15 protein-coding genes are annotated in these 11,976 nt (G+C 32.6%); 12 read left to right on the top strand and 3 right to left on the bottom strand.

The genetic code is table 11. The features are described from left to right. The first annotated feature begins 83 nt into the window (after window positions 1-83). The 3 genes from Q9Q97_RS13220 (at window position 84) to Q9Q97_RS13210 (ending at window position 2,155) form a co-directional block, all read left to right on the top strand. Window positions 84-935 carry an aldose 1-epimerase family protein gene (locus tag Q9Q97_RS13220; RefSeq protein ID WP_306157772.1) on the top strand — a complete coding sequence of 284 codons (852 nt, stop codon included), beginning with the start codon at window positions 84-86 and terminating at the stop codon, window positions 933-935. A gap of 8 nt (window positions 936-943) precedes the next feature. Beyond that, on the top strand, window positions 944-1,492 hold the full coding sequence (locus Q9Q97_RS13215; protein WP_306157770.1) for a GNAT family N-acetyltransferase: 549 nt from the start codon (window positions 944-946) through the stop codon (window positions 1,490-1,492). A gap of 108 nt (window positions 1,493-1,600) precedes the next feature. After that, window positions 1,601-2,155: a DUF3575 domain-containing protein gene (locus Q9Q97_RS13210; protein WP_306157767.1), complete on the top strand. Its 555-nt coding sequence runs from the start codon at window positions 1,601-1,603 to the stop codon at window positions 2,153-2,155. Window positions 2,156-2,157: 2 nt separating this feature from the next. On the opposite strand, the gene Q9Q97_RS13205 is transcribed toward Q9Q97_RS13210, so the two are convergent. Further along, window positions 2,158-2,382, bottom strand: a complete 225-nt coding sequence (locus tag Q9Q97_RS13205; protein ID WP_306157765.1) for a VF530 family protein — start codon at window positions 2,380-2,382, stop codon at window positions 2,158-2,160. 104 nt (window positions 2,383-2,486) lie between these two features. Continuing rightward, window positions 2,487-3,125, bottom strand: a complete 639-nt coding sequence (locus Q9Q97_RS13200) for a hypothetical protein (protein ID WP_306157763.1) — start codon at window positions 3,123-3,125, stop codon at window positions 2,487-2,489. A 142-nt stretch (window positions 3,126-3,267) separates the two neighbouring features. Here Q9Q97_RS13200 and smpB point away from each other — a divergent pair, with 142 nt between their 5' ends. The 3 genes from smpB (at window position 3,268) to Q9Q97_RS13185 (ending at window position 5,576) form a co-directional block, all read left to right on the top strand. After that, window positions 3,268-3,723, top strand: a complete 456-nt coding sequence (gene smpB, locus Q9Q97_RS13195) for an SsrA-binding protein SmpB (protein WP_111290250.1) — start codon at window positions 3,268-3,270, stop codon at window positions 3,721-3,723. Window positions 3,724-3,804: 81 nt separating this feature from the next. Then, the gene (locus tag Q9Q97_RS13190; RefSeq protein WP_306157760.1) at window positions 3,805-4,443 is read left to right on the top strand and encodes a hypothetical protein; all 639 of its coding nucleotides are present in this window, start codon (window positions 3,805-3,807) and stop codon (window positions 4,441-4,443) included. A gap of 83 nt (window positions 4,444-4,526) precedes the next feature. Next, a complete protein-coding gene (locus Q9Q97_RS13185) occupies window positions 4,527-5,576 on the top strand; it encodes a Fic family protein (protein ID WP_306157758.1) in 1,050 nt (349 codons plus the stop codon). Window positions 5,577-5,603: 27 nt separating this feature from the next. Here Q9Q97_RS13185 and Q9Q97_RS13180 read toward each other — a convergent pair whose 3' ends face one another. Further along, entirely contained in the window at window positions 5,604-6,245 is a 642-nt protein-coding gene (locus Q9Q97_RS13180; RefSeq protein WP_306157756.1) for a protein-L-isoaspartate(D-aspartate) O-methyltransferase, read from the bottom strand. 307 nt (window positions 6,246-6,552) lie between these two features. On the opposite strand from Q9Q97_RS13180, the gene Q9Q97_RS13175 reads away from it, so the two are divergent. The 6 genes from Q9Q97_RS13175 to Q9Q97_RS13150 all read left to right on the top strand — a co-directional run bounded on the left by Q9Q97_RS13175 (window position 6,553) and on the right by Q9Q97_RS13150 (window position 11,882). Then, complete coding sequence (locus tag Q9Q97_RS13175) at window positions 6,553-7,518, top strand: Gfo/Idh/MocA family protein (RefSeq protein WP_306157754.1); 966 nt, start codon at window positions 6,553-6,555, stop codon at window positions 7,516-7,518. Window positions 7,519-7,606: 88 nt separating this feature from the next. After that, window positions 7,607-8,494, top strand: a complete 888-nt coding sequence (locus Q9Q97_RS13170; RefSeq protein WP_125722901.1) for a 3-hydroxyacyl-CoA dehydrogenase family protein — start codon at window positions 7,607-7,609, stop codon at window positions 8,492-8,494. A gap of 11 nt (window positions 8,495-8,505) precedes the next feature. Next, on the top strand, window positions 8,506-9,159 hold the full coding sequence (locus Q9Q97_RS13165) for a YggS family pyridoxal phosphate-dependent enzyme (RefSeq protein ID WP_306157752.1): 654 nt from the start codon (window positions 8,506-8,508) through the stop codon (window positions 9,157-9,159). 41 nt (window positions 9,160-9,200) lie between these two features. Beyond that, the gene (locus tag Q9Q97_RS13160; RefSeq protein WP_306157750.1) at window positions 9,201-9,548 is read left to right on the top strand and encodes a four helix bundle protein; all 348 of its coding nucleotides are present in this window, start codon (window positions 9,201-9,203) and stop codon (window positions 9,546-9,548) included. A gap of 104 nt (window positions 9,549-9,652) precedes the next feature. Continuing rightward, window positions 9,653-11,014: an exonuclease domain-containing protein gene (locus tag Q9Q97_RS13155; protein ID WP_306157748.1), complete on the top strand. Its 1,362-nt coding sequence runs from the start codon at window positions 9,653-9,655 to the stop codon at window positions 11,012-11,014. 28 nt (window positions 11,015-11,042) lie between these two features. Then, the gene (locus Q9Q97_RS13150) at window positions 11,043-11,882 is read left to right on the top strand and encodes an ion transporter (RefSeq protein ID WP_306157746.1); all 840 of its coding nucleotides are present in this window, start codon (window positions 11,043-11,045) and stop codon (window positions 11,880-11,882) included. The last annotated feature ends 94 nt before the right edge of the window (window positions 11,883-11,976 follow it).

The following is an 11,976-nucleotide window of genomic DNA, read 5'->3' as shown; positions in this document are numbered from 1 at the left end:
ATTTAGTCTTTTTCTTAAAAAACTAAATTTTATAAAATATATTTACATCTCTATAAAAAACATTCATTATACATTCTAGCATCGTGACTACAACTATTTCAAATTCAATATTAACGGCTTCAATCAAACATGCAGGAGCCGAATTATTTTCGATAAAAGACAATCAAAGCAACGAATATATCTGGGAAGGCAATCCCGATTTTTGGGGCAAACATTCGCCTGTTCTTTTTCCTATTGTAGGGACTTTAAAAAATAACACTTACAAAATCGGTGAAAAAGAATATCATTTGCCACGTCACGGTTTTGCTCGTGATATGGAATTTGATTTGATTGAAAAAACCGAAAGCAAGGCCGTTTTTTCTCTTAAATCTTCTAGTGAAACATTAGAAAAATATCCTTTTGAATTTGAATTGCAACTTATTTATACGCTTAATGAAAGCTCTTTGGAGCTTGAATACAAAGTAATCAACAACGGAAAAGAAAAAATGCCTTTTTCAATTGGTGCACATCCTGCAATTGCACTTCCAGACAATTTTGAAAATTATGCTTTTAGATTCGAAAAAGAAGAAAATTTAAAATATTATCTTCTTGAAAATGATTTGATTTCATCTCAAACTAAAATTTTAGAAACAAAGAATGGCATTGTTCCTTTAAATTATGAGCTGTTTAAAAATGATGCTTTAATTTTTAAAACATTAGAATCAAAATCATTGACTATTCTTAATGATTCAAAACCTTATGTAAAAGTTGAGTATCATGATTTTCCCAGTTTAGGAATCTGGACTAAAGAAAATGCGCCTTTTATTTGTATCGAGCCTTGGCTTGGTTATTCGGACACTGATGAAAATACAGGCGATTTATATCAAAAAGAAGGGATTTTGACATTGGATGAAAATAAAGATTTCAGTGCGAAATTTAGTATTACTATATTATAATATACAAAATGTTAGAATTTAATTTTAATCCATTTCCAGTAATAGAAACAGAGCGTTTGATCTTGGACAGACTTAATGAAACTGATGTAAAAGAAGTTTTCGAAATACGTTCTAATCCAGAGATTATGAAATATATTCCCCGTCCTTTGGCTAAAAATCATGAAGATGCATTGGTTCACATCAATACCATTAACGAAAATATCGACAAGAACATTGGCATAAATTGGGCGATTAGACTTAAAGGAGATCCAAAACTATTAGGAATAATTGGATTCTACAGAACACAATTTGAAAATTACCGATCAGAAATTGGCTATATTCTAAATTCTGATTCTCATGGCAAAGGTATCGTTCCAGAAGCAGTAAATGCATTGACAAACTATGGCTTCAAAGAATTAAAATTACACTCTATTGAAGCGGTAATTGATCCAAAAAATTATGCCTCTGAAAAAGTATTACAAAAATGCGGATTTATTAAAGAAGCACATCTCAAAGAATCAGAGTTTTGGGAAGGAAAATTTCTTGACAAGGTAATCTATTCATTACTAGAAAAGTAACTTTTTATTCTTGTTAAAATAATCTTATAAAGAATTATTGTTTCTTGTTATAAGTTATATTTGCGCTCGAAATCAGCAAAAAACAGCTGTTTTTGAATTCCAAAATTTATGAAAAAAATACCCGCCCTCCTTGTTCTTTTATTTTGTATTCAATTACATAGTCAGACATTTGTAAAATTTAACGGAGCAACTGCTCTATTATTAGTTCCAAATATTGGAATAGAGACCAGTATTGGAGAAAAAACTACATTTAGTGCAGATGTTATGGCTTCTTTCTGGGAATCGTTTAATGGACATTCTCCTATGAAACTTGTCACTTTTACTCCTGAAGTTCGTTATCATTTTAAAGAAAAATATAACGGTTTTTATGCAGGAGCTCATATCGGAGCCGATAAATATGAATTGCAAAAATGGAATTACTGGAACAGTAATCATTATGAAGATGGGTTTGGATACAGACTTGGAGCTACAGTTGGTTACAATCTGAAATTAAACGACAAATTTTTGCTTGACTTTTTTGTTGGTGGCGGATGGCACCAAGGATTTTATCACGGATACTATAATGACGGCACTCCTGGAAGATATGAAAAAGCAGTTCACTGGAATAAAAGTGGCGAATGGCTTCCGTATCGTGGAGGAGTTATGATTTCTTATAAATTATAAGATCAACTTAACTTAGGAAGCGTTTTAATATAAAGCTCTTCTACTTTCTTACGAGCCCAATCTGTTTTTCTTAAGAAAGTAAGACTTGATTTTACACTCGGATTTGAAGTAAAGCATTTGACAGGAATTAATTCTCCTAAAGTATCAAAACCATAATAATCAACTAGCGTTTCGACAATTTTTTGAAGTGTAATTCCGTGTAAAGGATCTTTAGACTGATTTCGCATTTTAAACTTTTTAAATAATATCAAAAGACCGTACTTTAAAGCACGGTCTTTTTTTTGTAAAATTACTAAAATAGAATTTTACGTTAATCAAATAAAGAATAAAATTAGAATATGAATTTAAATCCTACAGAAATTGGAGAAGTTAAAGTTGGATTACTTCCGCCTAAAGCCCCATTGTACAATGGCTCAACATTTGCTACATGAGCTAAACCAAAATTAGTAACTGTAGTTTTTTCTCCTACTTTAGGATCCAATGTTGTAGAAGTAAAGTTTGCTAAATCATAAGAAAACTCAACAGAGAAGTTTTTAGTTACAAAATAGTCAAACCCTCCAGACACAGACAAACCAACTTGATTCACTTTTAAATCGCTTTCTTTTTCTTTTCCGGTGATAACTGGTATTGCTGCCTGTCCAAAGAAATATAATGAACCTGCTACATTCCAATATTTTCTAACCAAAGGCTGAATAACAATTAAATCTGTTTTTGCAGCTGTTCCAGCATCTGAATCTGCTTTAATATTAATATATCCTACTGCTGCTCCAACAGCTACAGAAGGAGTTACAAATGTTCCAACAATTGGCAATACAGAAATATTCGTTGCTTTTACATCACCAGTTTTTGTCTGCTGGTAACCAAACTGAGAAGTAGCAAACCAAGCGCCTTTTAATCCTTGAGATGAATCTTGAGCTTTAGCAGCAAAACCAATTAACACCACACTCACTAATGTTACAATCTTTTTCATTTTATTTTGTTTTTTAAAATTACAGGACAAACTTATGAGTAAGCTTTTTCCTTAAAAATGATTAAAATCATAGATTGAAAAAAAATCTTGAATTATCTTTATCTGTTACATTTTTTTTCAATTTTGTCTTACATTTGCAATCATGATAAAATCAGTCAACATACTTAACAAAAGAGCCAGATTCGATTATGAAATAATCGACACTTATACTGCTGGAATTGTTTTGGCGGGAACAGAAATTAAATCTATCCGTTTAGGGAAAGCAAATATTACCGAAAGCTTCTGCGAGTTTAGCGGCATGGAACTTTTTGCTATTAATACTTATATTGAAGAATATTCTTTTGGAAATCAGTTCAATCATAAATCAAGAAGCGAGAGAAAACTACTTTTAAATAAAAAAGAATTAAAAACACTTCATAAAAGTGTTCAGGCAAAAGGTTTAACAATCATTCCTTTAAAATTATTTACAAACGAAAAAGGTTTAGCCAAACTGCAAATCGGGTTGTGCAAAGGGAAAAAGAACTATGACAAACGTGAATCTCTAAAAGAACAAGATACCAAACGTGATTTGGACCGTATTAAAAAAGCTTTTAACTAAAAGCTTTTTTAATTTTACATAAACCTCTATTTATTAATATTTTATAGTTATTTTTACTTATAACCAATTTAACTGTAAAATATGAAAAAGTACTTAGTTTTGTTTTTCGCTATTGCAGCGTTTTCAAGTTGCGGCAGTAATACTTCTATTGTAAACAGCTGGAGAGATCCCGATGTGACGATTACTCAGGAACATTTTAAAAAAGTTTTGGTTGTAGCTTTGGTCAAAGACGAAGCTTCGAGACGAATTATAGAAAACAGAATTGCTGCGAGTAATCCTGTATTCAAAACTTCGTATCAATACTTAAACGCAACCTCACAATTATCGAAAGAAGAAAAACTAAAGGTTTTACAAGATGAAAATTTTGACGGAGTTGTCAGCATGCGTTTAGTCAGTAAAGAAAAAGAAACTAGCTACGTTCCCGGAACTTACACTGGAATGTATTATGGAGGCTTTGACGGATTATATACCGGAATGTATGGTTACGGTTTTGGAAATTGGTACGGAATGTATTCTCCAAACTTCTATGACCCTGGATATTATCAAGAAACTACATCTTATATGGTAGAAACCAATGTATTTTCGCTAAAACAAAATAAGCTAATCTGGACCGGAACAACAGAATCACAATATGTTACCGACTTAGGACAAACTGTAGATGCCATAATGCAATCTGTTGTAAAAGAAATGAAAAAAGACGGTTCTCTTCCTCCAAAATAAAATTTAGAAAGCAGTACTTAAAATACTGCTTTTCTTTTATATAAAAAATTGACTATTTTTGTCAAGACTTAATTTTTCATCAAATGAAATCTCTTTTAAAAAATGCTCGAGAGCAAAAAGGTTTTAAAACCCGTGAACTGGCACAGCTTGCCAATATCGATCAGGCTTTAATTAGCAAATTTGAATCGGGAACTAGAAAACCAACAAAAGATCAAATTGTAAAATTGTCTCAGCTTTTAGAAATTGATTATGAAACTTTAATGATTGCCTGGCTTAAAGAAAAAATTCTTTACGAAATTGGCGATGAAGAGTTTGCTTTGAAGGCTTTGAAAATTGCCGAAGATGAAATCAAATACAATAAAACAGTTTCCAATCTTAAATTATCTACTTCATTAGAAAAAATTTTAAAAGAAATTGATGCTTTAAAAGAAAAACTAGATTCTCACCGTCAGTATGATAGTTTTAAGATTAAACAGGCTCTTGAATTAGAATATACTTTTGAAAGTAATAGAATTGAAGGAAATAAAATGACTCTTCGCGAAACAGATATGGTCATTAATGAGGGTTTGACTATTTCAGGAAAAAGTATGCGGGAACATCTCGAAGCGATAAACCATCAGGAAGCCATTGGTTTTATAAAAGATTTAATGAATAAAAGCAATTCGCTAAACGAACGCGATCTTTTATCTATCCATAATTTAATTTTAAGAGGAATTATTCCTGAAGATGCAGGTCGCTATAGAAAAGTTCAAGTCATGATACAAGGCAGCACACACATGCCTCCACAGCCTTTAATGGTTCCGCAAGAAATGGAAGAATATTTTATTTGGTATGAAATCAATAAAAACAAATTGCATCCTGTTATTTTAGCAGCTGAAATGCATGAACGATTAGTTGCTATTCATCCTTTTATTGATGGAAACGGCAGAACTTCAAGATTGATTATGAATTTAATTTTGATGCAAAAAGGATATCCAATTGCTAATATTAAAGGAGATTATGAAAATCGAATGCAATATTATCAATCTTTAGAAATAGCGCAAACCAAAAAAGACAAAGAAGATTTTTTTCTTTTTATAGCTCAAAGAGAAAAAGAAAGTTTGGAAAGATACATTTCAATTCTCACTCAATAAAAAAGCCCGTATAAACGGGCTTTTCTTTTAATTTTTATCTTCTAATAAAGGAACAAATCTAAATTCTCCAAACTCATGTTTTTCAAATTGAGTTTCATTCTTTCTAATTAATAGAGTCATAATCTGAACATCCTCTCCCAACGGAATAACAAGTCTTCCTCCTATTTTCAGCTGTGCCATTAAAGGCTGCGGAATAAACGGTGCACCTGCTGTAACTATAATGCTGTCAAAAGGTGCAAAATTTGGCAACCCTTTATAACCGTCTCCAAAAGTAACATGCTTTGGACGGATATTTAATTTCGGAAAAAGATTAGAAGTCGTTTTAAACAATTCATTTTGTCTTTCAATCGTATACACTTTTGCTCCAAGCATAAATAAAACAGCTGTCTGGTAACCAGAGCCTGTTCCTATTTCTAAAATCTTATGATCTTTCTTAACTTCAAGCAGTTGCGACTGAAAAGCCACTGTATAAGGCTGTGAAATAGTCTGCCCTGCCCCAATTGGGAAAGCTTTGTCCTGATAAGCGAAATCTTCAAAACTTGAATTTAAAAATAGGTGTCTTGGGATTTTTTTTATCGCTTCTAGAACAGCTCTATCAGTAATTCCTTTTTGCTCTAAAGTGCTTACTAATTGATTACGAAGTCCTTGATGTTTGGCAGTATCTTTCAAAATGGGTAGGTTTTATTTTCGCAAAAATAAGAAACAAAACAGGATTTCAAATATTGATTTTTAAATAATAAATTTATAAAGCTGAAACTTGAATTTTAATGTCTCCATTTGTCAGGCTGAGCGTAGTCGAATCCCTTTGTCCGTTAACCGTACGTCCTTTGACTACGCTTTAGGGTGACAAGCCAGAAAACGCAACTCACAACTAAGGACTATAAACTAAGGACTAATTAACTATCGACTCACAATTACTTTAAATTCACTTTCACGTTAAACAAATAAATTATATTTTTGTTTAAAATACATTCTCATGTTAAAAGTAGGAGTTTTAGGTGCTGGTCATCTTGGTAAAATACATTTACGCTTATTACAACAATCTGACAAATACGAATTAGTTGGATTTTACGACGAAAATCAAGAAAATGCCGAAAGAATATCAAAAGAGTTTGGCTATAAAAACTTCAGCACAATTGCAAAACTCATTCACGCTGTCGACGTGATTGATATTGTTACTCCAACACTTTCGCACTACAAATGTGCTAAAGTTGCCATCAAATCAGGAAAACACATCTTTATCGAAAAACCAATTGCCAATACTGTAGAAGAAGCAGAAGAGATTATCGCTCTTGCTAAAGAATACAATGTAAAAGGACAGGTTGGTCACGTAGAGCGTTTTAATCCTGCTTTTATTGCTACAAAAAACATGATCGAAAATCCGATGTTTATAGAAACGCATCGTTTGGCCGAATTTAATCCGCGCGGTACAGACGTTCCTGTGGTTTTAGATTTAATGATTCATGATATCGATGCTATTTTAAGTGTTGTTAAATCGAAAGTAAAAGATATTCACGCGAGTGGAGTATCTGTAATTAGTGATACACCAGATATTGCGAATGCTAGAATCGAATTTGAAAATGGATGCGTTGCGAACTTAACTGCTAGCAGAATTTCATTAAAAAATATGCGCAAATCACGCTTCTTTCAAAAAGACGCCTACATTTCTGTTGACTTTTTAGAAAAGAAATGCGAAGTAGTTCGAATGAAAGACGCACCAGAAGTTCCTGGAGATTTCGATATGATTCTTCAAAATGCTGAAGGTGTAAAAAAACAAATCTATTTCACCAATCCAGATGTTGAAGCAAATAATGCGATTTTGGACGAATTAGAATCTTTTGCCAATGCAATTAATACCGATACAACGCCTGTAGTAACACTTGAACAAGCTACAGATGCTTTAAGAGTGGCGTATCAAATTATTGATTGTTTCAATAAATAATAAATTTAAAAAAATAAGTTAGCCACGAATTCACGAATTATTTGCTGAATTCGTGGCTAAATCATAAAATATAATTTCACGATATACTATGAAAACAATAGCTGTAATTGGAGCAGGAACAATGGGGAACGGAATTGCACATACTTTTGCGCAAAGCGGATTTACTGTAAAACTAATTGACGTTTCTGAAAAATCATTAGATAAAGGAATGGCAACTATTGCGGCTAACTTAGACCGTATGCTGTCTAAAGGAACCATTACGCAGGAAGATGTTGCCAAAACAATCACTAATATTATCACTTATACCGATTTAAAAGACGGTGTCGTAGGCGTTGATTTAGTCGTAGAAGCTGCAACTGAAAATGTGGAATTAAAACTAAACATCTTCAAACAATTAAACGAATATTGTTCTCACAATACCATTTTAGCAACCAATACTTCCTCAATTTCAATTACACAAATCGGAGCTGTTGTGGCACATCCTGAGCGCGTTATCGGAATGCACTTTATGAATCCGGTGCCGATTATGAAATTGGTCGAAATCATCCGTGGGTACAATACAAGCGATGAAGTCACTAAAATTATCATGTCTTTATCTGAAAAATTAGGTAAAGTACCAGTTGAAGTAAACGATTATCCTGGTTTTGTAGCGAACCGAATTTTAATGCCAATGTTAAACGAAGCAATCGAAACGTTATACAATGGTGTTGCTGGTGTTTACGAAATTGACACGGTAATGAAATTAGGAATGGGACACCCAATGGGACCTCTTCAATTGGCTGATTTTATTGGACTTGATGTTTGTCTTGCCATTCTTAATGTAATGTACGACGGATTCAAAAACCCGAAATATGCTCCTTGCCCACTTCTTGTAAATATGGTTAGAGCTGGAAAACTGGGAGTAAAATCTGGTGAAGGTTTTTACGATTATAGTGAAAGTAAAAAAGCGGAGAAAATCTCTAAACAGTTTTTATAAAAAAAAATATCATGTCGATTCAATCGAATTTAAATACAATTAAATCAACCTTACCTGAACATGTAACTCTAGTTGCTGTTTCAAAAACTAAACCTGTATCCGATTTGATGCAGGCTTATGAAGCAGGTCAACGTATTTTTGGAGAAAACAAAATTCAGGAAATGACTGAAAAATGGGAACAAATGCCAAAAGATATCCAATGGCATATGATTGGTCATGTTCAGTCGAATAAAGTCAAATTTATGGCGCCGTATGTGACTCTGATTCACGGTGTTGACAGTTTGAAATTATTACAGGAAATCAACAAGCAAGCTTTAAAAAATAACAGAATTATAGATTGTCTTCTTCAAATTTATATTGCCGAAGAAGAATCTAAATTTGGTTTGGACGAAAGCGAATTAAACCAACTTTTAACATCTTCTGAGTTCAAAGAGTTGAAAAATATTCGTATCTTAGGTTTAATGGGAATGGCCACTTTCACCGAAAACCAAAACCAGATAAAAAAAGAATTCACACATTTAAAATCGATTTTTGATTCCATCCAAAAACTGCAGATTGTTGATTTAAAAACAATTTCAATGGGAATGTCTGGAGATTATCAATTGGCTATTGAATGCGGAAGCACAATGGTTAGAATTGGAAGCAGCATTTTTGGAGGAAGATGATTGCAAAAATCAATTACAATATCAAAAATCAATAATTTTAAATGGAAAAAATATTCAATTTTGAAGATCGACTAGTTCGTTTCGCAGGAGAATGTATTTTCTTTACCAGAAAATTAGAAAGAATATTTGAAAACGAATATTACAAAAATCAATTAATAAGATCATCAGGAAGTGCATCTTTAAATTTTGGAGAAGCACAAGGAACAATAACAGATAAGGATTTTGTTTTTAAAGTTTCGCTCGTTGTAAAAGAATTAAAAGAGTCAAGAAACTCTCTAAAAATTTTAAATTATATTAAAGAAGGAGATAACGATCAAAGAAATAAACTTTTAATTGAAGTTGAACAGCTTATTGCAATCTCATCAAAAATGATAATTAATAAAAAATAATTTTTCAATATCAATGACAATGGCAATCACAATAACAATTTTCAAAAATTGATATTGATTTTTGATATTGTAATTGTAATTGATTTTTTGATATTGACATTGAAATGTACGCAATACTTGACATAGAAACCACTGGGGGACAATTTAATGAAGAGGGAATTACCGAAATCGCTATCTACAAATTTGATGGGCATGAAGTAGTTGATCAATTCATAAGCCTTGTCAATCCTGAAATTCCGATTCAGCCTTTTGTTGTAAAACTGACAGGAATTAATAACGCTATGTTGCGTTCTGCTCCAAAATTTTACGAAATTGCCAAACGCATTATCGAAATTACTTCAGACTGCGTAATTGTAGCGCACAACGCTTCTTTTGACTATAGAATTCTAAGAACCGAATTTAGACGTTTAGGCTACGATTTTGAAGCCAAAACACTTTGTACGGTTGAATTAGCAAAAAAATTAATCCCAGAACAGCCTTCTTATAGTTTAGGAAAACTAGTTCGCGCACTCGGAATTCCGATGGCAGACAGACATCGCGCCAGCGGAGACGCTATGGCGACCACAAAGCTGTTTAAAATGCTTTTGGAAAAAGACACCGAGAAGACAATCGTAAAAGATTTTATAAAACTCGAAGTCGAAAAAGGAATTTCTCCAAAATTTTTAGATATTTTAAATCAAATGCCAACCAAAACTGGCGTTTATTATATTTATAATGAAGGTGGTACGCTAATTTATATCGGTAAAAGCCAAAACATAAAAAAAAGAGTCAATCAGCATTTTACTGGAGTGACTACTAAAAGCAAAAGGATTCAAGCAGAAGTTTTTACTATCACTTACGAAGAAACTGGAAGCGAATTAGTAGCGCTTTTAAAAGAAAGCCAAGAAGTAAAAACCAATCGTCCGAGATACAATCGTTCACAAAAGAAAACTGTTTTTCCTTTCGCATTATATGCCGAAAAAGACGCAAACGGTTATATGAATCTAAAACTTGAAAAAGCAGACGGAAGAAAAAAAGAAATCACGTCTTTTGCTTCTTTACAAGACGGTAAAAATGCGCTGTTTAGATTTACTGCAAAATACCATTTGTGCCAGAAACTGACAGGTTTATACCAAACCAAAAATGAATGTTTTCAATATAAAATCAAAGAATGCGACGGCGCTTGCATTGGCGAAGTTACTCCCGAAGTTTACAATTTAAGAGTACAGCAATTCATTTCAGAAAACAGCTTCGAAAACAAAAGCATGATTTTAATTGACAGAGGCCGAAATATAAACGAAAGAAGTGCGATTTTAATCGAAAACGGCACGTATCAAGGTTATGCTTATTACGATCTAAATTATCAAATTACCAATATTGATATTCTTAAAAATATTCTGATTCCAATGCAGCACAATCGAGATGTAAAAAATATTATTCAGAACTATATCCGCAAAAGTAAATCGTTAAAAGTTCTTCATTTTTAGTGCAATAAACTTTTTGTATCTTCATAGTATGGTAAAACACAAATCTAAATACGAACTTTTTAGAGAAAGAATAAAAATCATTCTCTACGGAACCAACACTTTAGCAGGTAGAATGTTCGATTTGGTTCTTTTAGGTTTAATCTTACTGAGCGTTCTTTTAATCATGCTCGATACCGTTGAAGGAATCAGTTCTAAATATCACGAGCAATTAATTATTTGCGAATGGGTCATTACAATATTCTTCACCATCGAATATATTCTGAGAGTTATTTCCATTCAAAAACCAATAAAATACATTTTTAGCTTTTACGGAATCATCGATTTGCTCGCCGTTTTGCCAATGTACTTGTCCATCTTTTTTCCTGGCGCAAGTATTTTGTCCATCGTGAGAGCGCTACGTTTTCTTCGATTGTTCAAAATTTTGCACATTCCGCAAATCAACCATCAATCTTTACAGCTAAAAGAAGCCATTGATGCGAGTAAAGAAAAAATTCTTGTTTTCATTTATTTCGTCTTAATCAGCACCATCATTATTGGCTCCATAATGTATTTGGTCGAAGGAAAAGAATCAGGTTTTACAAGCATCCCAATGGGAATATATTGGACAATTGTTACCTTGACAACTGTTGGTTATGGAGACATTTCTCCACAAACTCCTTTAGGACAATTTATTGCAGCCTTTGTTATGATTTTAGGTTACGGAATAATCGCCGTTCCCACAGGAATTGTAACCGCTGAATTTGCCAAAAAGAGCTTAAAAAACAATACGGTAAACAGTAAAAAAACATGCACAAAATGCCAGTCTCAAGTTCATTTTGACAACGCAAAATATTGTTATGAATGCGGAACAGAATTGCCAAATAATTAATTTAAGAAGCTAATCCAGCTGTACATTGCAACTCCTCCTTATCTTTGCTGTTTTTTTAAGTCATAAAAAGAGCTTCCTCCGGTCGCTTTTTTAT

This window comes from Flavobacterium sp. DG2-3 (assembly GCF_030730925.1).
Lineage (GTDB): Bacteria > Bacteroidota > Bacteroidia > Flavobacteriales > Flavobacteriaceae > Flavobacterium.
The sequence above is the reverse complement of the archived record's forward strand: the minus strand, read 5'-3'. Positions and strand labels throughout refer to the sequence as shown.

What these genes read in the sequence shown, in the direction of transcription:
- Q9Q97_RS13160 (WP_306157750.1), top strand. Translation starts at nt 9,201, where the DNA reads ATGGAAAAAATATTCAATTTTGAAGATCGACTAGTTCGTTTCGCAGGA.
- Q9Q97_RS13210 (WP_306157767.1), top strand. Translation starts at nt 1,601, where the DNA reads ATGAAAAAAATACCCGCCCTCCTTGTTCTTTTATTTTGTATTCAATTA.
- Q9Q97_RS13215 (WP_306157770.1), top strand. Translation starts at nt 944, where the DNA reads ATGTTAGAATTTAATTTTAATCCATTTCCAGTAATAGAAACAGAGCGT.
- Q9Q97_RS13205 (WP_306157765.1), bottom strand. Translation starts at nt 2,382, where the DNA reads ATGCGAAATCAGTCTAAAGATCCTTTACACGGAATTACACTTCAAAAA.
- Q9Q97_RS13165 (WP_306157752.1), top strand. Translation starts at nt 8,506, where the DNA reads ATGTCGATTCAATCGAATTTAAATACAATTAAATCAACCTTACCTGAA.
- Q9Q97_RS13200 (WP_306157763.1), bottom strand. Translation starts at nt 3,125, where the DNA reads ATGAAAAAGATTGTAACATTAGTGAGTGTGGTGTTAATTGGTTTTGCT.
- Q9Q97_RS13190 (WP_306157760.1), top strand. Translation starts at nt 3,805, where the DNA reads ATGAAAAAGTACTTAGTTTTGTTTTTCGCTATTGCAGCGTTTTCAAGT.
- Q9Q97_RS13155 (WP_306157748.1), top strand. Translation starts at nt 9,653, where the DNA reads ATGTACGCAATACTTGACATAGAAACCACTGGGGGACAATTTAATGAA.
- Q9Q97_RS13150 (WP_306157746.1), top strand. Translation starts at nt 11,043, where the DNA reads ATGGTAAAACACAAATCTAAATACGAACTTTTTAGAGAAAGAATAAAA.
- Q9Q97_RS13175 (WP_306157754.1), top strand. Translation starts at nt 6,553, where the DNA reads ATGTTAAAAGTAGGAGTTTTAGGTGCTGGTCATCTTGGTAAAATACAT.
- Q9Q97_RS13185 (WP_306157758.1), top strand. Translation starts at nt 4,527, where the DNA reads ATGAAATCTCTTTTAAAAAATGCTCGAGAGCAAAAAGGTTTTAAAACC.
- smpB (WP_111290250.1), top strand. Translation starts at nt 3,268, where the DNA reads ATGATAAAATCAGTCAACATACTTAACAAAAGAGCCAGATTCGATTAT.
- Q9Q97_RS13170 (WP_125722901.1), top strand. Translation starts at nt 7,607, where the DNA reads ATGAAAACAATAGCTGTAATTGGAGCAGGAACAATGGGGAACGGAATT.